Source organism: Streptomyces sp. NBC_00102 (assembly GCF_026343115.1).
Taxonomy (GTDB): domain Bacteria; phylum Actinomycetota; class Actinomycetes; order Streptomycetales; family Streptomycetaceae; genus Streptomyces.
In genome coordinates, this window is the sequence record NZ_JAPEMC010000004.1 from 52,686 (window position 1) to 72,429 (window position 19,744).

Sequence of the window (19,744 nt, forward strand, 5' to 3'; positions counted from 1 at the left end):
TGCGCGCCAAGGCTCGTTCGAAGACCTCTTCCGGAGTGATGCCGTCCGACGGCGGGTAAGCGACCGGACGGCCGAAGAGGTCGGTGGCCGCGGCCCGGACGGGCCGGCCCGGGCAGGACGTAGGTCCGGCCGTAGGGCTGCCGTTGCCCGGGCCCGGGGGTCAGCCCTGGAGGGCTTCCAGCGTCTCGTTCAGGTCCGGAAGGGTCTGCGGGGCGCGGTTGTGCGGCAGCTTGGAGAGCACCGCCGCCATGCCGCAGGTGTTGCTGACCGCGGAGAAGACGAGACCCGAACCGACACCGGCCGACAGCCGGCGTGCCGCGGGGAAGCGGCGGCCGGCGAGGATGCCCGCCACCACCAGGGAACCCGCCGCGAACCGGACCTGGCGTTCCATGGGCCAGACCGCCTTCGCTCCGGCCGGGCGGTCGAGGCCGTGCCCGGCGCTCTCCCAGGCGGAGGTGCCGCCGGCCAGGGTCGCGGCCGCGATGTCGGCGTCGGCGAGTATCTCCGCCGCGCGGGCGGAGCGGACGCCCGAGGCGCACACCACGAGCAGGGACCCGCGCGCGGCGGCGGACCTCAGTGCCGGGAGGGCGTCGGCCACACGGTCGAGCGGGACGTTGTGCGCGCCGGGAACGTGCCCCGAGGCATATTCGCCGGGACCCCGGACGTCGATGACGGTGAATTCCTCCAGGCGAGCTGCGGCCTGGGCGGGGGAGAGGCATGCCGGGGTGGTCACGAGCGGGTGTCCTTTCGATCGAGGGCAAGCGGAACGGGTTCCTCCTGCCCCGGCAAGGATAAAATACCCAGGGGGGTATCCGAGAGGTCTGTGTCCAACCCGACAAGCGACCGGACCCCGGCACCGGCCTGCCGAGGGCGCGGTGGAACCCGAGGACCGGGATCGCGCGCGGTTGACAAACGCGGTTGCCGGTTCCGCACACTGGTCGCCATGAGCGAACAGGTGCAGGGCGACCCCGAGCTGGACGCGGTGCTCTCGGGGATCGGTCCCCGGCTGCGCCGCCTGCGCAAGGAGCGCGAGGTGACCCTCGCGGCACTCTCGGCGGTCACCGGAATCTCCGTCAGCACTCTCTCCCGACTGGAGTCCGGCGGCCGTCGCCCCAGCCTGGAGCTGCTGCTCCCCATCGCCCGTGCCCACGAGGTCCCGCTCGACGACTTGATCGGCGCCCCGCCGGTGGGTGACCCCAGGATCCGGGCCGAACCGGTCGTCCGCCACGGCCGGACCATGTTCCCGCTCACCGCCCGGCCCGGCGGACTCCAGGCGTACAAACTCGTCCAGCAGGGCGGTACGGGCGAACCCCCCGACCTGCGCACCCACGAGGGATACGAATGGCTGTTCGTCCTCTCCGGGCGGCTGCGGCTGTGCCTCGCCGACCACGACCTGGTGATGGGCCCCGGCGAAGCCGCGGAGTTCGACACCCGGCTGCCGCACTGGTTCGGGCCCGCCGGGGAGGAGACGGTCGAGTTCCTCAGCCTCTTCGGGCCGCAGGGGGAACGCATGCACGTCATCGCCCGGCCCAAGGCCGGCTGACCTGCCCGGTGCGGGCCGCCCCGGGTGCCTTCGCCCGCCCGTTTCCGGAGGCCGCAGAGTGTTCCCAGGGAGCAAGCGACCGCTTAGTATGCGCCGGAGCAGGAGTTACGCCGACAGGTTTGTGGAGGCCTTCATGCAGGCATGGCGAGTGCACCGGAACGGCGAGCCGAGCGAGGTGATGACCCTCGACGAGACGGACCGCCCGGTCCCCGGCGAGGGCCAGGCTCTCCTCGCGGTGCGTGCGGCGAACATCAACTTCCCCGATGCGCTGCTCTGCCGCGGCCAGTACCAGGTCAGGCCCCCGCTGCCCTTCACGCCCGGGGTCGAGATCTGCGGCGAGACCGAGGACGGACGCCGGGTGCTCGCCACCCCCGCGCTCCCGCACGGCGGCCTCGCCGAGTACGTCGTGGTGGACGAGGCGGCCCTGCTGCCCGCCCCCGACGCACTGGACGACGCGGAGGCCGCGGCCCTGCACATCGGCTACCAGACCGGCTGGTTCGGCCTGCACCGCCGGGCCCGTATCCAGCCCGGCGAGACCCTGCTGGTGCACGCCGCCGCCGGGGGAGTGGGCAGCGCCGCCGTGCAGCTCGGCAAGGCCGCCGGAGCCACCGTCATCGGGGTCGCCGGAGGGCCCGAGAAGGCCGCCGTCGCCCGTGAGCTCGGCTGCGACCTGGTCATCGACCGGCGCAGCGAGGACATCGTGGCCGCGGTCAAGGAGGCCACCGGCGGGCGCGGCGCGGATGTCGTCTACGACCCGGTCGGCGGCGACGCCTACGCCAAGTCGGTCAAGTGCATCGCCTTCGAGGGCCGGATCGTCGTCGTGGGCTTCGCCGGCGGCACCATCCCCACCCCGGCGCTCAACCACGTCCTCGTCAAGAACTACTCCGTCCTCGGACTCCACTGGGGCCTCTACAACACCAAGGACCCGGCCGCCGTCCGCGCCTGCCACGACGAGCTGACCAAGCTGGCCGGCCAGGGGCTCGTGAAACCACTGGTCAGCGAGCGTGTCCCGATGTCCGCCGCCGCGGACGCCGTCCAGCGTGTCGCGGACGGCACCACCACCGGCCGCGTCGTCGTCCTGCCGGGCGGAGGCCCCCGATGACCGCCACCCCCGAAGCACCCGAACTGCTCCGCCGCACCCGCGAACTGCTCGCCGCGCACCCCCCGGCCACCACCGGCCGAACCGAGTTCCTGGGCGCCCGCTTCGACGCCGGGCTCGCCTGGGTCCACTACCCGGTGGGCCTGGGCGGCCTCGGCGCCCCCCGCTCCCTCCAACCGGTCGTCGACGCCGAACTCGCCGCCGCCGGCGCCCCCGACAACGACCCCCGCCGGATCGGCATCGGCCTCGGCATGGCCGCCCCCACCATCCTCGGCTTCGGCACGGACGAGCAGAAGCGGCGGTTCCTGCGCCCGCTGTGGATCGGCGAGGAGGTGTGGTGCCAGCTCTTCAGCGAGCCCGGGGCGGGCTCCGACCTGGCCGCGCTCGCCACCCGGGCCGTACGCGACGGCGACACCTGGACCGTCGACGGGCAGAAGGTCTGGACGTCCAGCGCCCATCTCGCCCGCTGGGCCATCCTCATCGCCCGCACCGACCCCGACCTGCCCAAGCACCGGGGCATCAGCTACTTCATCTGCGACATGACCGACCCGGGCGTGGACGTGCGCCCGCTGCGGCAGATCACCGGCGAGGCCGAGTTCAACGAGGTCTTCCTCACCGGAGTACGCATCCCCGACAGCAGGCGCCTCGGACCGGTCGGCGAGGGCTGGAAGGTCGCCCAGACCACGCTCATGAACGAGCGCGTCTCCATCGGCGGAATGCGCATCCCCCGCGAGGGCGGGATGATCGGCCCCGTCTCGCGCACCTGGCGCGAGCGCCCCGAACTGCGCACCCCCGACCTGCACCAACAACTGCTCACCCTCTGGGTGGAGGCCGAGGTCGCCCGGCTCACCGGGGAGCGGCTGCGCCAGCAGCTCGTCGCCGGGCAGCCCGGCCCCGAGGGCTCCGGCATGAAGCTCGCCTTCGCCCGGCTCAACCAGGAGATCAGCGGGCTGGAAGTCGAACTCCTCGCCGACGAGGGGCTGCTCTACGGCGACTGGACGATGCGCCGCCCCGAGCTGGTGGACTTCACCGGCCGGGACGCCGGCTACCGCTACCTGCGTTCCAAGGGCAACTCGATCGAGGGCGGCACCAGCGAAGTGCTGCTGAACATCGTCGCCGAGCGCGTCCTCGGCCTGCCCTCCGAACCACGCACCGACAAGGACGTCGCCTGGAAGGACCTCTCCCGATGACCGCTCCCGTCCAGCCCGCCGCCACCCCCGACCTCCTCTACTCGGAGGCGGAGGAGGACCTCAGGTCGGCCGTCCGCGCCCTGCTCGCCGACCGGTCCGGCGCGCCGTCCGTGATCGCCCGCACCGAGTCCGACACGCCGTACGACCAGCAACTCTGGAAGACCCTCGCCGCGGAGATCGGCGCCGCCGGACTGCTGGTGCCCGAGAAGCTCGGCGGCCTCGGCGCCGGCCACCGGGAAGCCGCGGTCGTCCTGGAGGAGCTCGGACGGGCCGTCACCCCGTCCCCGTACCTGACCAGCGCCGTCGTCGCGACCTCGGTCCTGCTCGCCCTCGGCCCCGAGGACGGGCCCGCCGCCGGGCTGCTCGGCGACCTCGCGGCGGGACGACGCACCGCCGCGCTCGCCGTGCCGTTCGCCACCGCGCCGGGCGCGGACCACACCGCCGAGGTGACCGCCGACTGCGGCGCGCTGACCGGCACCGTACGGGGCGTCGCCGACGCGGCCCTCGCCGACGTACTGCTGGTGCACGCGCCCACCGGGCTGTACGCCGTCGAGCGCACCGCCCAGGGCGTCGGTGTGGAGGCGCTCGTCCCGCTCGACCTCACCCGCCCGCTCGCCGGGATCACCCTGGACGGAGCCGCCGCGACGCTGCTCGCCGGTCCGCGGGCCGCCGGGGAGGCCGTACGCCGTGGGCTGCTGGCCGGTGCCGGGCTTCTCGCCTCCGAACAGCTCGGGGTCGCCGAATGGTGCCTCACCGAGACCGTCCGCCACACGAAGGAGCGCCACCAGTTCAACCGGCCGATCGGTTCCTTCCAGGCGCTCAAGCACCGCATGGCCGAGCTCTGGCTCCAGGTGGTCTCGGCGCGCGCGGCGGCCCGCAACGCAGCCGACGCGCTGGCCACCGACGCAGCCGACGCCCCTCTCGCGGTCGCCGTCGCCCAGGCGTACTGCTCCGGGGTGGCGGTGCACGCGGCCGAGGAGTGCGTCCAGCTCCACGCCGGAATCGGCATGACCTGGGAACACCCGGCCCACCTGTACCTGAAGCGGGCGAAGGCCGACTCGATCGCCTACGGCACGGCCGGCCGCCACCGCGAAGCCGTCGCCGGGCTGGCCGGACTTCCGGCGTCGTAACCGGGAACAAGGGCTGTCAGGCCGCCGCCCCGCCATCCACGAGGGGCGGCGGCCGTCGCGTTCGCGAGGTCCGGCGCCGACGCACGCGGTGAGCGTGTACGGAACCGGCCCCGCCGGTGCGTGGACCCTCGCCACCGCGGTCGCCGGGCAGGACGCCACCTCCTACCAGCAGCGACCCGCCGGGGCCACCCGGAGCCGCGGCCGGGGTGCCCGCTCCGGGGCCGACCCGGCACGCATCGGGTGCGAGGGGTACGCGCGACCCGTCGTCCGGGCCCGTCCGTGAAGCGCTCCACGGACGGGCCGGACGACGGGTCGGCGGGCTCCGTCAACGGGACGTCACCAGGACGCAGTCACCTGTGCGGGCGAAATTCGTCACAGCCAGTCATCACCCGTTCGGCGGGCATGCCAGTCCGCCGAACGGCGCTCGCGCTCCGCCACACTGGCCGCGAAATGCCGCACACCGGGCGCGGCGAAGGAGGCGGGGCATGGTCATTTCCATCTCACTCGTGGTGTTCTTGCTGATCATCGCGATCATCTTCATGCGCAACGGAGGCCTGAAAATCTCGCACGCCATCGTCTGCGCCCTGCTCGGCTTCCTCATCGCCGGCACGCGGATGGCACCCACGATCCACGACGGCATCGTCTCCACCGCCGAGATCGTGAGCGGGCTGAGACCCTGAGACCCCTCCCACCGGCGTGCCCCGGACCGGTCGCCCGCGAGGCACCCGTCCCTCCCGGCGGCCCTACGGGGCACGGTCCGCGCACGACCGTCCGCCGCGTTCGTCGGCGGCGGGCGGTAACGTCGTGTGCAGGTCCCCGTCCGATTCCCGGCGACCCGGAGCGCACCCGTGCCGCTCCTCGTCGCGCCTCTGGAGAACTCCGCCATGTCCTTCCCGCCCTCCGGCCGTCATTCCGGCGCCGCGCACCACGAGTACTGCAACAGTGCCCTGTGCTGCCGCTGCCAGACACGGACCTGGTCCACGAACGTGGCCGGGGAGCGGCTCTGCGGACCCTGCAGCTCCTGCTGCCGCGAGTGCGGACGGGCCCCGGCTCCCCATCTGGACGGCCTCGACCAAGGGCTCTGCGCCGAATGCCGTGGACTCTGCGGGCGCTGCCACTCCCCGAAAAGGCCGGACGGCTCCTGCGGCTGCGAGGCCTGGCACCGCCACGCGGGCAAGGACCCCTTCGGCTATGTGCTGAACGCCCTGCCGCAGCCCCTCATGCAGGGATTCGGCCACCGGCTCCCCGCCGAGGTCCACGACCTGATCCGCCAGGAGCTCGGCCGCCGGACCGCCTTCCTTCTCCGCGAGCGGATCGAACGCCGCTGGAACCTCCGCTGGTCGCACGCCTTGTACGAGACGGACGAGGACGGCCACCGTCGCTGGACCCCGCTGGAGATCGCGGAAGCCCTGCTGACGCGGGGCCGCTGCCCCGATCCCGACTGCGAGGACGGCTACCTCACCACCACCGACCTGCCCTGCGGACGCTGCCGGCAGCCCACGTACCGGTTCGTGCCGTCCGTCTCCGAGCGGCGGGCGACCACCGATCACGCCCGGCACACCGCTGCCGAGATCCGGCGCGGCCTGCTGGAGAACCGCACCCGCACCAGGCGCGCCCCGCGCGGCTGAACCGGCGACCGTGCGCCGGGCCGGGGCCGCCCTACGCCGCCCGGGACGGATGCAGGCCCGCGTACACACCGCCGCGGCGCATCAGCTCCTCGTGCGTGCCGATCTCCGCTATCCGCCCGCCCTCCATCGCCACGATCCGGTCGGCGGCCCTGATCGTGGAGAGCCGGTGGGCCACCACGAAGACCGTCCGGCCCCGCACCAGCCGGGCCAGAGCCTCCTGCACCAGCGCCTCGGAACGAGTGTCCAGCGCGGAGGTCGCCTCGTCGAGGATCAGCACCTTCGGGTCCCGGATGAGCGCGCGGGCGATGGCCAGACGCTGCTTCTGGCCACCTGACAGCCGGGCCCCGCGTTCGCCGACCACCGTGCGGATGCCGTCGGGGAGGGCCTCGACGAACTCCAGCGCGTTCGCGTCCCGCAGTGCCTGGCGGACCGTGTGCTCGTCGGTGTCGCCGAGACCGTAGGTGACGTTCTCCTCCACCGTTCCCTCGAAGAGGATGGACTCCTGCGGGACCACGGAGAGGAACCGCCGGTACGTGCGCAGATCCAGCGACGCCATGTCCCGGCCGTCGAGCAGAATGCGCCCGGACGCGGGCCGGATGAACCCGATCAGGAGGTTCAGTACGGTCGACTTGCCCGCCCCCGACGCCCCGACCAGCGCGACCGTCTCGCCCGGCCGGGCGGAGAGCGTGAAGTCCCGCACCGCGTCGCCGGAGGCCCCTTCGTACGAGAACCCCGTGTTCTCGAAGTCGATGCGCCCCTCGACGCGCTCCACCCGCTCCTTGCCCGCGTTGATCTCCAGGTCCGGCGCCTGGAGGACCTCGCCGGCCGAGCGGACGGACTCCAGCCCCTGGCTGATCACCGGTGCCAGGCTCAGCAGGGTGGACACCGAGCCGGTGAGCGTGGTGAAGAAGGCGCTCAGCATCACGACGTCGCCCGCGGTGATGTCCAGCCAGCCGTGGTACGCGACCAGCGCGGAACCGGCGAGGCAGCCGACACCGAGCGAGTTGAGCAGGATCCAGGCCATCGCACCGAACCGGCCGTTGAGCAGATCCAGCCGCAGCCCCGCCGTGAGCACCTGGCTCAGCGGGCCGTCCACCCTGCCGAGCGCGGCCTTTTCCAGGCCGTGCGCCCGGGTGATGGGGATCAGGCTCGTCATCTCGCTGACCCGGGCCGAGAGTTGCTCGACCTCCTGGCGGAACGACTCGTTCTGGGTGCGCAGTCTGGTACGCAGCTTCATCACGAGGAACGCGGCGGCCGGCACGACCACGAGGAACACCGGAAGGAAGGACGGCACCCGCACGGCGATCACGGCCAGGCCGCCGATCAGCGTGACGATCCCCGCGAGCCCCATGTCGGCGCTCTGCTGGACCATGTGCTCGACCAGTTCGACGTCCCGGACCACCTTGGCCTGCAGCACACCGGCGCTGGTCCGCGCGTGGTAGCCGATGGAGAGCTGTTGCATGCGCCGGCAGAGCGCCTGCCGCAGGGACGTGCCCATCCGCCGCACACTGCCGTTGAGGCAGCGGACGTACAGCAGATGCATCGGGTAGTTGAGGACGAGGACGAACAGCAGCGCACCCGCGTTGAGCCACAACTCCCGCTCGGCGCTGTGCCGGACGACGACGTCGATGATGTTGGCGGTGATGAGGGGGAGCAGCCAGATGGGGCTGTGCTTGACGATGAACGCCAGCACCGCGAGCACCAGCCGGGTCCGGTCGGGGCGCAGCAGGTAGCCGAGGGTGCGGATGGGGTGTTCGCCACGGTAGCGGTGGTCGAGTGCGGAGAGCCGCGGAGGGAGGGAGAACGTGTGCTGCATCCGGCCAGCCAAGCCGCCCGCACTCCGCCGCCGCAAGACCCCATCCGCATCGTGGGCGTGCGTGCCGGCGGAAATCCGCTGGTCACGGCTGCGGCGCCGAGGTCCTGCCGGTGGGCCTGCTCGCCGACCTCCCCGTCGATCGCCTCGCGCAACAGGTCGCGTGATCATCCGGCGGTGATCCCGGGGGCGCCGTCCACGAGCCGGACGGGGCCGCGATGCTCGTGACGGAGGGACGGCCGGCCGACGTCACGGGTCTCCCGCCGGATTCCGGCCGGTGGACGGGGCCGGTGACGGCGAATCCGTGTCGTCCTTCGTCACCCGGGTTCCCGGGTGCCACCGGGAGCACAGGTACGCGATTACGAGCGCCCCGGCCATTCCGTAGAAGACCCACTGGTTGGCCTCGGCGAAGTCCACCCGGATCGCGTGCATCGAGTCCCGCATGATCTCGGCCGCCCTGCCGTCGCCGGTGGGCTGTCGAGCATCGGAATTACCGGTGACGGACTCCGCGATGCTCTGCGCCGCGTCGTGCGCCGTGGCGCTCGGCACCCCCGCGTCGCGCAGGGTCTCGGAGACCCGGCTCACCGTCACATGCGTCAGTACGGTGCCGAAGACCGCGAGGCCGATGCTCGCCGCGAAGTTGCGGATGGTCTGCGTGACACCGGTGACCTCACCGTACGAGGCTCCGATGGAGCGGTTCACCGCGTCGGTGGAGGCGGGGGCGAGCAGCAGGCCGATGCCGGCGCCGGCGATGGCCGCGTACAGCCACTGGTCGTGCATCGAGAGCTTCGTCAGGTTGGCGGCCCACAGGGCGAAGCCGACCGCGCCGACGACGGTGCCGAGCCTGATCGCCGGTCGGGCGCCCCGCTTGTCGAGAATGCGGCCGCCCCACTGCGAGGCGAGCGCGAAGCCGATGAAGAAGTACAGGAGGTAGAGCGCGGCCTGGTTCGGGGACGCGCTCAGCGACACCTGGGCGTAGACCGACGCGAAGAAGAACACCGGTACGAAGGCGAGCATGGCGAAGAAGAGCACGGCCATGTCCACGCTGAACGCCCGGTCCCGGAAGACCTGGAGCTTGACGAGCGGATGCGCGGCGCGGAGTTCGAAGCGGCAGAAGACGACCAGCACCACCAGCCCGGCCGCGATGCACACCCAGGTCGCGGGCGAGTCCCAGCCCCAGGTGGCCGACTGCTGGAGTCCGAGCACGGTCAGCCCCATCCCTGCGGCCATCAGTACGGCGCCCGGCACGTCCAGCGGTTCACGGCGGGAGCGGTCCGGGACGTGGGCCAGCAGGGTCAGCACGATCGCGATCACCGCGACGGGCACGTTGACCCAGAAGATGGCCCGCCATGTCCACCCGGTCAGCCAGCCGCCCAGCAGCGGCCCGACCGCGGTGAGCGCGCCCGAGACACCGAAGAACAGCGCGAGCGCACGCCCACGGCGCTCCACCGGGAACACCGCGATCACGACCGCGAGCGCCGCCGGGAACATGAACGCCGCGCCGACGCCCTGCACCGCGCGGAAGCCGATCAGCCAGGCCTGCGCGAAATCGCCGGAGGGCACCGCACCGCACAGGGCGGAGGCGATGACGAAGATCAGCGTTCCGCAGAGCATGACCTTGCGATGGCCGTAGAGGTCGGAGAGCCGGCCGCCGAGCGCGAAGAACGCCGCCAGTGTCAGCAGGTACGCGTTCACCACCCACTGCATCTGCGAGGAGGTGAGGCCGAGTTCACGGACGATGTCGGGCGCGGCGATGGCCACGATGGTCTGGTCGATGAAGGTCATCGACACGGCGAACAGCATCGCCGCGAGGGTCAGGGCCTGGTTCGGCGGTCGCGTGCCCGCGGTCGTCCCCTCGGGCCGCGGGCACCCTTCCGCGCCGCGCTCCGTGCCGTCCGTCGATTCCATGGGGTCCATGGTCGTCGCGGGTCCGCACGCCCGCACGCCGGGCGCGGTCGGACGGAGACCGGCGACCGGCGATCCGGCGGTGTGTCAGTCGCGGCGGCCGAGCAGGAAGAGGTGCGGCTCGGGCGTCGCCTCCGGATGGGCCGGGGTGAACAGCACACTGCGGTCGGACAGGACCGTGAAACCGGCCCCGGCCACCAGCGCGGTGAACGCGGGCCCGTCGAAGCTGGTTACCCGTACCGGGCGGCCCATGAAGACGGCGTCCACGCCCTCCACGTCCAGCGGAACCGTCGCCACCGCCAGCAGCCCGCCGGGCCGCAGGGCCACGGCGAGGCGGGCCAGCAACGCCCCCTGCTCGGCCCGCGTCATCTGGAGCAGCGAGAAGTAGACGCACACGGCGTCGAAGGACGCCTCCGCCAGGGCGAGTCCGCGGACGTCGGCATGGACGAAGGACGCCCCGGGGACCTGGCGGGCCGCCAGCTCCACCATGACCGGCGAGACGTCGACGCCGTGCACCTCGTGCCCCGCGGCCACCAGAACCTCGGCCGTCGGGCGGCCCGTCCCACTGCCCACGTCCAGCACCCGGCTGCGCGGCGCGAGACGTGCGGTGAGCTCCCGCAGGGACTCCCGGTGCGCCGGCGCGTCGGCGAAGGCCTGTTCGTACCGGGCGCCCAGCGCGTCGAACACCGTCGCCGCCGAGGTGCCGTTCACGTCGTCCATGGGTGCGTTCCTTCCGCGGGCCGGCCGGTCACCCCGGATGCTGCCATCCGGCGCCCCCACCCACAACGGGCCCGGCCCCACGCTCCAGGAGCGAACGACCGCGTCCCCGGCCCCCGCGCAGGCGGGTACCGGGGACGCGTACGGCGTACGGCGTACGGCGTACGGGATCAGGCTCCGGAGGCGTCCAGCATCGCCGAACGCTCCACCACCTTGATCCTCTCGCGGCCCTGCTCGGCACCGAGCGCCTTCTCGTGCGCGTCCAGCCGGTGCCAGCCCTCCCACGTGGTGTAGCGGACCCCGCGGCCCTCCAGGTGGGCCACGACCGCGTCGGGCTCGGGCTGCGCCGGGGCGGGCAGTCGGCCCTCGGCCCGGTCCTCCAGCAGGCACTCGACCGTCTCGTTGGCGTCACCCTTGGTGTGGCCGATGAGACCGATCGGACCGCGCTTGATCCAGCCCGTGACGTACACCGAGGTCATGTGCTCCGAACCGGCGATCACGCGCCCCGCCTCGTGCGGGACCGTGCCCGAGGCCGGGTCCCAGGGGAGCTTCGGCAGCTCGTCGGAGTAGTAGCCCACCGCGCGGTACACGCTCCGCACGTCCCAGTCGGTGAAGTTGCCGGTGCCGCGCACGTTGCCCGTGCCGTCCAGCTCGGTGCGCTCGGTCCGCAGACCGACGACCGAACCGTCCTCGCCGAGCACCTCGACGGGAGACTCGAAGAAGTGCAGGAACAGCTTGTGCGGGCGGTCGCCGACATCGCGGATGGCCCAGTTCTCCAGGGTCTGGGCGACCATGTTGGCCTGCTTGTTGCCCCGGCGGGTCTCGATCGAGCCCTCGTCGTAGTCGATGTCCTCGGGGTTGACGATGACCTCGATGTTCGGCGAGTGGTCCAGCTCGCGCAGCTCCATGGGGCTGAACTTCGCCTGGGCGGGACCGCGGCGCCCGAAGACGTGCACCTCCAGCGCCTTGTTGGCCTTGAGGCCCTCGTAGACGTTGGCCGGGATCTCCGTCGGGAGCAGCTCGTCGGCGGTCTTGGCGAGTACGCGTGCCACGTCCAGGGCCACGTTGCCCACGCCGAGCACGGCGACCTTCTCGGCCGTCAGCGGCCAGGTGCGCGGTACCTCGGGGTGACCGTCGTACCAGGAGACGAAGTCGGCGGCGCCGTAGGAACCGTCCAGTTCTATCCCGGGGATGTCGAGGGCGCGGTCGGCCTCGGCGCCCGTCGAGAAGATCACCGCGTCGTAGAAGGAGCGGAGCTCGTCCAGACCGATGTCGTTCGGGTAATCGACATTGCCGAAGAGCCGGATCTGCGGCTTGTCCAGGACCTGGTGCAGCGCGGTGACGATGCCCTTGATCCGGGGGTGGTCGGGGGCCACGCCGTAGCGGATCAGACCGAAGGGTGCGGGCATGCGCTCGAACAGGTCGATCGAGACACCCGGGTCCTTGGCGGCTTCGGATTTCAGCAGCGCGTCGGCCGCATAGATTCCGGCGGGACCGGCTCCGACAATGGCGACGCGGACGGGGCGTGTCATGGGGCTGTAGTTCCTTCGTTCCTCGGGGCGGGTGAACGCTGGCAGGGTGCCGTCAAGGTAAGGCTTGACTTACTACACCCCCCTACACGCTATGTCGTCGCGTTCCCGGCCCGGTGACCGGGGTCGCCGCGAGACTCGGCGGGGCCTCGAGCGGCCTGCTCCCGACGGCCGCCGAACGTGGATGAAAATGCTTTCAGTGCTTTTCCGCAAAGGATTGCGGGCAGGGAGGGCGACTGCTTGACTCGCTCCCGTCCCGCCCGCCCGGCGGGACCCGTCAGACACGAGCCGCGACCCCGGGAGAGCCTCCATGAGCAAGGAGAACGACGTCCTGGTCCTGGGAGGGGCGGGCGTCGACACCATCGTGTACGTCCCCGAGCTCCCGCTCCCGTACGCCGACAGTTACATGATCCGCCCCGGTATCACCGCGCGCGCCGGGCAGACCGGCGACTTCGTCACCCTCGGGCTCGCCTCCCTCGGACTGCGCACCCACCACATCGACCTGATCGGCGACGACCACGAAGGCGACCTGGTACGCGCCTTCCACCGCGACCGGTCCCTGCCCCTCACCGAGGTCCCCCAGCCACTGGGCACCAAGCGCGCGGTGAACCTCGTCGGGCCGGACGGGAGGCGGCTCTCCCTCTACGACGACAGCCGCGCGGCCGGGAGCGACCGGCTGCCGGAGGCCACCGTGCGGGCCCTGGCGGCGAAGAGCCGTCACGCGCACGTCTCGATCACCCACCCCTGCGCCTTCACCCTGCCGCTGCTGCGCGAGGCCGGTCTGACGCTCTCCACCGACCTGCACAACTGGGACGGCGTCAACCCGTACCACGAGCCCTTCGCCCTCGAAGCGGACCTGGTGTTCCTCTCCGCCACCGCCCTGGAGGACACCGCGGCGACCCTGCGGGGGATCGCCGAGCGCGGCAGGGCCCGCGTGATCGTCGCCACCGACGGAGCCGCCGGCGCCCATCTGCTCGTCGACGGCGAGCTGACCCACGTCCCGGCGATCGCACCGCCGGAACCGGTCGTCGACTCCAACGGAGCGGGTGACGCGTTCGCCGCCGGCTTCCTGCTCGGCTGGCTGGCGGGGGAGGAGCCCTCACGCTGCGCCCTCTTCGGGGCGGTCGCCGGGGCGTACGCCTGCACCGTGGAGGCGACGCGGGCGGACGCCATCGGCCGTGAGCTGCTGCTCGCCCGCGTGGCGGAGAGGGAGGCGGGCACCGGTGCGGTCACCTCCCCGGCGGCGGGCGAGACGGCGACGGCGAGGGCCTGAGAACCGGCGCGGTTCGGGGTGCGTACGGTCGGAGCGGGGACCACCATCGAGTCAGGTGTCCGCCCCGGTCGTACGCCCGTACACCGGCCCGGCGGACCCCGGAAGGCGGTTCCCGTGCCGGAAGCACCCCGACCCCACTGCCGCGTCACGCTCACCGAGAACGGGCCGCTGCTGCTCGAAGGGCCCGTCGAGGTGACCCTGCCGGACGGCGGCACCGCGGTGTCGGACCGGTTCGTGGTCGCCCTGTGCGTGTGCCGCAAGAGCCGCATCCACCCCTGGTGCGACACCAGCCACCGGCGCCGGGTGAAGAACGACGAGAGCTGAGAACCGATCGGCGGCGGCCCGGATCAGCCCCGCCCGGCGCGTGCCGCGCGTACGACCACCAGCTCCTCGCTCTCCGCGGTCCGCCCGAGGAGACCCCGGTCGCGCAGCCACGACCGCCGGGACCGCAGGACCGGGCCCAGCGGGACCCGCGCCTGCCCGCACACCGAGGCGGACAGCCCCGCCCGCTCCAGGCGTTCCACGGTCATGTCCGGGTCGCAGAGCGCCGAGTGCACCATCAGCAGTACACCTCCGGGCCGCAACGTCTCCCGGGCGCCGTCGCAGACGCGGTCCAGGACGATCCGCCCGTCGGGCCCCGCGTCCCACGCCCTCGCGCGTCCGTGTCCGGGCACGTCGAGCGACGGAGAGGGCACGTACGGCGGATTGCACAGCAGCAGGTCGTAGGCGTGTCCCCGGACGGCCGCGGTCAGATCGCTGCGCCGCACGTCGATGCTGTGGCGGTGCAGAGTCGCGTTGAGACGGGCGGTCAGGACGGCCCGGCGGGCGAGGTCCACCGCCGTGACCGACCCGCCGAGCTGAGCGGCGCGGATCGCCACCGCCCCGCTGCCGGTACCGAGATCCAGCACCTTCGCACCCGGTGCCAGGCCCTCGCGTTCGAGTGCCCACAGCAGCAGGCGGGTGTCGTGCTGCGGCGCGTAGACACCGGGCAGGGTCAGGACGAACGGCGCGGGCAATGCCACATCGGTGGCCATCGGATCTCCCTCGGACGGAGAGACGGGCGGTCCGTCCCAGGGTGGGGCGGAATCGCCCGGGCCACCACTCGGAGTCCCGCACGCCACTGCCCCGGGGGCGTCCCCGTCAGCGGGCGGGCCGGTCGCCCCAGCCGGCCAGCAGCCGTTTCCCGAGCCGCTCCTCCAGGAAATCGGTTGCGGTGATGCCGAACGCGACGTCGGCCTCCAGCTCCGGCTCCTCCGCCAGCAGCCCCGCGACGACCTCGCGCCGGACCACCTGCTCGTGCACGGCGTCCGCCTCGACGTGCTCGGCGTAAAAGAACTCCGCCGCGGGCCCCGCCCCGGCGCGCCGCATCGCCTGAGCCAGGCGGCGGGAGGCGGGTGAGGAGGTGATCTCCACCGCGGCGAAATGTCCCACCAGCGCGCCCCGCAGACGCCGGTGCAGCCCGAACAGGGACATCAGGTTGACCAGGGCCAGCATCTCGGCGTGGCCCTCGTCCAGGTAGTGGCCGTAGGCGGTCTCCAGACCCATGTCCGCCATCAGGTCGGCGAAGAGGCGCGCGTGGACGCGCTCCGCGCGGCCGGCGCCGAACTCGTCGTACTCGATCGCCGCCATTCCCGCCTTGGCCCGCCCACGGAGCCTCGGCAGCACCCAGGCGTGTGGGTCGGCCTCCTTCAGGTGGTACAGCGACCGTTGGACTGCGTACTCGCGGACGTGCCGCAACTCCCCCTGTTCTTTGAGGAAGTCGGAGACACCCTGGCCGTGCACCGGCTCCACCAGGAGTCCGGCCAGAACAGCCTCCAGCGAGTCGGTGCGCGTGGCGTCGTGGCGCAGCGCGGCCAGGAAGACCTCCTCGGCGCCCCGGCGTACGGCCAGCAGCTCCGGATCCCATTCCAGGGCCGGATCCACCCCGGCGAACCCCCGGTAGTGCAGCTCGTAGCACGCGTACAGCGCCAGGTGGAGATCCTCGCCGTACGGATCGGCGGCACGGGCGTCCTCGGGGTGCGGCAGGCCGCCCGCACCCCGCAGACGACCGAGCACCGCGGCCGACAGCGGCCCGCGGTCGCGGGGCAGCTCCGGCGAGCGGTGCGATCCTCCGCGGTACGTGTCCATCATCGGTCCCGGGGCAGCAGGGACCCCAGGGGGCCCAGGTCCAGGTTGAGGTCCTCGGGGCGCACACCGTGCTGCTCGCAGAGTTCGGTCATCCGCTGGTCGAGCATCATCAGGGTGGCCCCGATCTCGTCGGCCTGTTCGTCCGTGAGGTCTCCCTGGTCGACCCGGCGGATCGCCTGCCGTTCCATCAACTGGCGCAGCAACTCGACCACGGTGAGCACGAGAGTGACCAGGTCGCGGCCCATCCGCTCACGGTCCAGGTCGATCCTGGCCCCGGTCACAGCGGTCCTCCGTCGGCCCAGGGGGCGGGCACGCGTTCGCTGACCGAGGAGAGAAGCGCGTGCAGCGACAGCCGTACGAGGGGGACGTCCGCGATGGCGATGACGAGATCTCCGCTGATGACCACCCCGGTCGCGAGTACCCGGTCGAGCAGATCGACCAGCGGCACCCCGATCGGACCGCTCAACGGTTCGGCGGAGTCCCACGGCACCACCTCGCGGGTCATCCCTCCACCTCGCCCACGAAGGAGTACGGAACCCAGGGGCCAGACAGGACGACCTGCGCGTCTCCCGGCTCCCGCAGCGACTCCGCCAGCAGGTGCAACTCGGAGGACCGGGCTTCCGCCACGAGATAGGTGGCGTTGAGGACCTGTACGCCCTGGTCCTGGTCCTCGGGGGACGGTACGGAGTGCAGCCGCAGCCTGCGGGCCTCCGTCGCGACCCGGCGGAACGCCTCGTCCACCGCGTCGGCCCTGAGCCCGGCCTCGACATGACGGCGCTGCCGGCTCTCCTGGACGTGCCGGCGCCGGTTCAGATAGGCCAGCCCGGAGCCCGCTGCCGGACGGGCCCGTTCCGGCCCGGTGGCCGTCGGGACGGGCGCGGACTCGGTCTCCCGGGCCCGCGAGGGGGAGAGGAACACCTTGACACCCCACTCGGAGTGATGGGCGACCCGGTCGAGCGCACGGTCGAAACGCGCCGTCTGCGACGTGAGCGCCGTCCTCGCATTCCCGTCGTCGTGGTAGAGCGTGGCCATGGGCAGTGGCACGGTGGGCGCGCCACCGGCGACGGCGGTGACCACGGCGTGGTGCGCCCGCGCGTACCGCTCCAGTTCCCGCTGGTCGGCGAGGCGTTCCTGCCATACCTCGTCGGTGAAATCGTCCGCCCGCACGGTCTGCGCCACGGCCGCCAGGCGTGGTCCGAGAGGCAGCACGCGCACGGGCTCCTCGCCGGTCAGGCCGGGCAGTTGCTCCAGGGAGACGGAGGCGGGGTCGAGGTCACGGCACACGGCGAAGACGTAGAGGGCGCTCCCGCTGGTGGAGCCGCTGCGAAGGGTACCGGTCATGTGCGTGCGCTCTCTCTGGGTCTCTTCCGCTCTTCGGCTTCCTCGGAGGACTCCAACGCCTTCACCCGTGCCCGTAGTTCGCGGTTCTCTTCCTGGAGGGCACTGCGGGACGCGCGTGAACTCAGTGCGGGATCGGTCTCCCACCAGTCGATTCCGGCCTTCTTCGCCGTGTCCACCGAGGCGACGAAGAGCCGGAGCCGGATGGTGAGCAGTTCGATGTCCAGGAGATCGATCTTGATGTCTCCCGCGATGACGATTCCCTTGTCGAGAACGCGTTCCAGGATGTCGGCGAGGTTGGTCGTCTGCGGACCGGGAACGGAGTCGGCGGTCTGCCGGTACGCCATGTCCGTCACCGTCGTCCGCCCCCTCTCCGCTTCCGGGGACGAGGCGCTTCCTCTTCCTCTTCCTCTTCCTCCTCGTCGTCCACGTCGTCCTCGTCCCCCTCTTCCTCCTCCTCTTCGTCCTCGTACTCGCCGTCGTCCGCGCCCTCTTCGTCCTCGTCTTCGGCTTCCTCGTCTTCGTCCTCGTCCTCGTACTCGCCGTCGCCGTCTTCCTCCTCCTCGTCCTCGTACTCGCCGTCGCCGTCTTCCTCCTCCTCGTCGCCCTCGTACTCCTGACCTTCCTGCTCTTCCTGTTCTTCCTCCTCCGCCACGGCGTCCTCGTGCGAGACGACGACCTCACCATCGCGGATCTCACCGCGCCAGCCCTCGGGAGGTTCGGCGCTGAGGGTGACGTAACGCTGGAAGTGCTTGAAGTCCAGGCGGATGCGACGCCCCTGGACACGCCAGAGGTTGCCCGTCTTCTCGAAGAAGCCCGCCGGGTAGTACTCGACGACCAGGACGATCCTGGTCAGGGAGGGCGCCAACTCGTGGAAGCTGACCGCGCCGCGCGTGCTGCCTTTGGCTCCCTCGGACGTCCACACGATCCGTTCGTCGGGAATCTGCTCCTGCACGGTGGCCTTGAAGCCGCGGGACGAAGGACCGATCTTCACCTTCCAGTCGCTCTCCATCTCGTCGCCCATCGAGACGCTCTGGACGCCCTTGGTGAAGCTGCTGAACTGGTCGTACTGCGTCCAGTGGTCGTACGCCTCGCGCAACGGCACGCCCACATCGAGGACTTCGACGATGTTCATCGACTTCCCGCCCGACTTGCTCTTCCCCCCGCCCTTTCCGCCGCCTCCGTCCCCACCCCCGCCGAAGGCTTCCTTCGCCTTGCCCACCACGTTGTCCTTCACTCCCTTGGCCTTCTCGGACACGAAGGCCTTCAGGGGAGACTCCCCTTGCAGGACACGCGAGCCGATCGCGGGCAAGGACCCACCGTTCTGGGCGACGTCGGTGAGCTGGCTCGTGACGTCCGTGAGCTTCTCCCCGGCCTTTCCGGCCAGTCGCTCCACCTGGCCGGAGAGATAGCCCGAGAGCTCCTCGCGCAGCCGCTCGACACCTGACACCTGGTCCTCGGGACCGTCCTTCTCGCTGCTGGCCATGGCTCGCTACCTCCGGCGATCGGCGCGCTTGGAAGCCGTCCGCTTGGACGACGACGTCTTCTTGGCCGCTGCGCTCTTCTTGGCCGGCGCCTTCTTCGCAGCGGTCTTCTTGGCCGGGGCCTTCTTCGCGGGCGGCTTGCCCGGGGCCTTTTTCGCGGGCGCCTTCTTGGCCGCGCTCTTCTTGGCGGGAGCGGCCTTCTTGGCAGGCGCCGACTTCTTCGCCGCCTTCTTGGCGGGAGCGGACTTCTTCGCCGGGGGAGCCTTCTTCGCCGCCTTCTTCGCGGGCGCCGACTGCTTGGGCTCCGCCTTCTTGGCGGGCGCCTTCTTCGCTGCCGCCTTCTTGGCGGCACCGCGCGAGGGGGGTGTTCCCGAGCGCTTACGGGCGCGGGGCTTCGGGGCAGGTTCCTCCTCGGGCTCGTCCTCGTCCTCGTCCTCGTCCTCGTCTTCCTCTTCCTCTTCCTCTTCCTCCTCGGGCTCCCCTTCGTCTTCGTCCTCTTCTTCGTCCTCGTCCTCGTCTTCGCCTTCGGGCTCCTCCTCCCAGGGCTCCTCGTCCTCCTGGGCCTCGTCCTCGTCTTCGTCCTCGTAGGCCTCGTCTTCGTACTCCTCGTCTTCGTCCTCGTCCCCGCCCTCGATCTCCTCGGCAGGGCGCCCTCGTTCGCCCAGGCGGGCCGTGCGATCGCCGATCGCCTCGGCCAGCGAGACCATCCCGCGGTTGGCGGCGGCCGAGACCGCCTGGCGACCCGCGTCGAGGACCTCGCCCCGCAACTGCTCCTGCAGTTCGGCGATCTGCGGCACGTCGTTCAGCCGGCGCATGCCCTCGGCCGCGAGTTGCTTCGGTTCGAGGCCGAACCGCCGTCCCGCCAGGTAGGTCGCGACCGTGATCGCGAGCCGGCCCTTCTTCGTCCGCCCGAGTACGTATCCACCCACCACCGCGGCAGCGAGCGTCACCTTGGCCGTGTCGTCCAT

The 19,744-nt window shown here is 71.8% G+C and carries 22 protein-coding genes; 9 read left to right on the top strand and 13 right to left on the bottom strand.

Annotation, left to right across the window (positions count from 1 at the left end):
- Positions 1-160: 160 nt before the first annotated feature.
- Positions 161-733 carry a rhodanese-like domain-containing protein gene (locus OHA55_RS33385; RefSeq protein ID WP_266713681.1) on the bottom strand — a complete coding sequence of 191 codons (573 nt, stop codon included), beginning with the start codon at positions 731-733 and terminating at the stop codon, positions 161-163.
- 210 nt (positions 734-943) lie between these two features.
- Here OHA55_RS33385 and OHA55_RS33390 point away from each other — a divergent pair, with 210 nt between their 5' ends.
- The 7 genes from OHA55_RS33390 to OHA55_RS33420 all read left to right on the top strand — a co-directional run bounded on the left by OHA55_RS33390 (position 944) and on the right by OHA55_RS33420 (position 6,590).
- Positions 944-1,543 carry a helix-turn-helix domain-containing protein gene (locus OHA55_RS33390; protein WP_266713683.1) on the top strand — a complete coding sequence of 200 codons (600 nt, stop codon included), beginning with the start codon at positions 944-946 and terminating at the stop codon, positions 1,541-1,543.
- 133 nt (positions 1,544-1,676) lie between these two features.
- Complete coding sequence (locus tag OHA55_RS33395) at positions 1,677-2,645, top strand: NADPH:quinone oxidoreductase family protein (protein ID WP_266713685.1); 969 nt, start codon at positions 1,677-1,679, stop codon at positions 2,643-2,645.
- Entirely contained in the window at positions 2,642-3,832 is a 1,191-nt protein-coding gene (locus OHA55_RS33400) for an acyl-CoA dehydrogenase family protein (protein WP_266713687.1), read from the top strand. The genes OHA55_RS33395 and OHA55_RS33400 overlap by 4 nt, the downstream gene beginning before the upstream one ends.
- On the top strand, positions 3,829-4,962 hold the full coding sequence (locus tag OHA55_RS33405; RefSeq protein WP_266713689.1) for an acyl-CoA dehydrogenase family protein: 1,134 nt from the start codon (positions 3,829-3,831) through the stop codon (positions 4,960-4,962). Before OHA55_RS33400 ends, OHA55_RS33405 begins: the two co-directional genes overlap by 4 nt.
- Positions 4,963-5,056: 94 nt before the next feature.
- Positions 5,057-5,245: a hypothetical protein gene (locus tag OHA55_RS33410; protein ID WP_266713691.1), complete on the top strand. Its 189-nt coding sequence runs from the start codon at positions 5,057-5,059 to the stop codon at positions 5,243-5,245.
- 202 nt (positions 5,246-5,447) lie between these two features.
- Positions 5,448-5,642, top strand: coding sequence for a hypothetical protein (locus tag OHA55_RS33415; RefSeq protein ID WP_266713693.1), 195 nt, complete (start codon positions 5,448-5,450; stop codon positions 5,640-5,642).
- A 204-nt stretch (positions 5,643-5,846) separates the two neighbouring features.
- The gene (locus tag OHA55_RS33420; RefSeq protein WP_266714001.1) at positions 5,847-6,590 is read left to right on the top strand and encodes a hypothetical protein; all 744 of its coding nucleotides are present in this window, start codon (positions 5,847-5,849) and stop codon (positions 6,588-6,590) included.
- A 31-nt stretch (positions 6,591-6,621) separates the two neighbouring features.
- Here the strand turns inward: OHA55_RS33420 and OHA55_RS33425 are convergent, their stop codons facing one another.
- From OHA55_RS33425 to OHA55_RS33440, 4 genes are all read right to left on the bottom strand, one after another.
- Positions 6,622-8,406: an ABC transporter ATP-binding protein gene (locus OHA55_RS33425; protein WP_266713695.1), complete on the bottom strand. Its 1,785-nt coding sequence runs from the start codon at positions 8,404-8,406 to the stop codon at positions 6,622-6,624.
- 246 nt (positions 8,407-8,652) lie between these two features.
- A complete protein-coding gene (locus OHA55_RS33430; RefSeq protein WP_266714003.1) occupies positions 8,653-10,206 on the bottom strand; it encodes an MFS transporter in 1,554 nt (517 codons plus the stop codon).
- A 189-nt stretch (positions 10,207-10,395) separates the two neighbouring features.
- Positions 10,396-11,028, bottom strand: a complete 633-nt coding sequence (locus tag OHA55_RS33435; RefSeq protein ID WP_266713697.1) for a class I SAM-dependent methyltransferase — start codon at positions 11,026-11,028, stop codon at positions 10,396-10,398.
- A gap of 167 nt (positions 11,029-11,195) precedes the next feature.
- Positions 11,196-12,557: an FAD-dependent oxidoreductase gene (locus OHA55_RS33440; protein WP_266713699.1), complete on the bottom strand. Its 1,362-nt coding sequence runs from the start codon at positions 12,555-12,557 to the stop codon at positions 11,196-11,198.
- A 307-nt stretch (positions 12,558-12,864) separates the two neighbouring features.
- Between OHA55_RS33440 and OHA55_RS33445 the strand changes: the two genes are divergently transcribed.
- Both OHA55_RS33445 and OHA55_RS33450 read left to right on the top strand, forming a co-directional pair.
- Complete coding sequence (locus OHA55_RS33445) at positions 12,865-13,827, top strand: adenosine kinase (protein WP_266713701.1); 963 nt, start codon at positions 12,865-12,867, stop codon at positions 13,825-13,827.
- Positions 13,828-13,941: 114 nt separating this feature from the next.
- Positions 13,942-14,151 carry a CDGSH iron-sulfur domain-containing protein gene (locus tag OHA55_RS33450; RefSeq protein WP_266713703.1) on the top strand — a complete coding sequence of 70 codons (210 nt, stop codon included), beginning with the start codon at positions 13,942-13,944 and terminating at the stop codon, positions 14,149-14,151.
- A gap of 23 nt (positions 14,152-14,174) precedes the next feature.
- On the opposite strand, the gene OHA55_RS33455 is transcribed toward OHA55_RS33450, so the two are convergent.
- The 8 genes from OHA55_RS33455 to OHA55_RS33490 all read right to left on the bottom strand — a co-directional run bounded on the left by OHA55_RS33455 (position 14,175) and on the right by OHA55_RS33490 (position 19,744).
- The gene (locus OHA55_RS33455; RefSeq protein ID WP_266713705.1) at positions 14,175-14,861 is read right to left on the bottom strand and encodes a HemK2/MTQ2 family protein methyltransferase; all 687 of its coding nucleotides are present in this window, start codon (positions 14,859-14,861) and stop codon (positions 14,175-14,177) included.
- A 106-nt stretch (positions 14,862-14,967) separates the two neighbouring features.
- The gene (locus OHA55_RS33460) at positions 14,968-15,954 is read right to left on the bottom strand and encodes an iron-containing redox enzyme family protein (RefSeq protein WP_266713707.1); all 987 of its coding nucleotides are present in this window, start codon (positions 15,952-15,954) and stop codon (positions 14,968-14,970) included.
- On the bottom strand, positions 15,954-16,235 hold the full coding sequence (locus OHA55_RS33465; RefSeq protein ID WP_266713709.1) for a gas vesicle protein K: 282 nt from the start codon (positions 16,233-16,235) through the stop codon (positions 15,954-15,956). Before OHA55_RS33465 ends, OHA55_RS33460 begins: the two co-directional genes overlap by 1 nt.
- Positions 16,232-16,459: a gas vesicle protein gene (locus OHA55_RS33470; RefSeq protein WP_266713711.1), complete on the bottom strand. Its 228-nt coding sequence runs from the start codon at positions 16,457-16,459 to the stop codon at positions 16,232-16,234. The genes OHA55_RS33465 and OHA55_RS33470 overlap by 4 nt, the downstream gene beginning before the upstream one ends.
- Positions 16,456-17,295 carry a GvpL/GvpF family gas vesicle protein gene (locus OHA55_RS33475; protein ID WP_266713713.1) on the bottom strand — a complete coding sequence of 280 codons (840 nt, stop codon included), beginning with the start codon at positions 17,293-17,295 and terminating at the stop codon, positions 16,456-16,458. Before OHA55_RS33475 ends, OHA55_RS33470 begins: the two co-directional genes overlap by 4 nt.
- Complete coding sequence (locus OHA55_RS33480; RefSeq protein WP_266713715.1) at positions 17,292-17,639, bottom strand: gas vesicle protein; 348 nt, start codon at positions 17,637-17,639, stop codon at positions 17,292-17,294. Before OHA55_RS33480 ends, OHA55_RS33475 begins: the two co-directional genes overlap by 4 nt.
- Positions 17,640-17,644: 5 nt before the next feature.
- A complete protein-coding gene (locus OHA55_RS33485) occupies positions 17,645-18,778 on the bottom strand; it encodes an SRPBCC family protein (RefSeq protein ID WP_266713717.1) in 1,134 nt (377 codons plus the stop codon).
- A gap of 6 nt (positions 18,779-18,784) precedes the next feature.
- Entirely contained in the window at positions 18,785-19,744 is a 960-nt protein-coding gene (locus tag OHA55_RS33490) for a histone protein (protein WP_266713719.1), read from the bottom strand.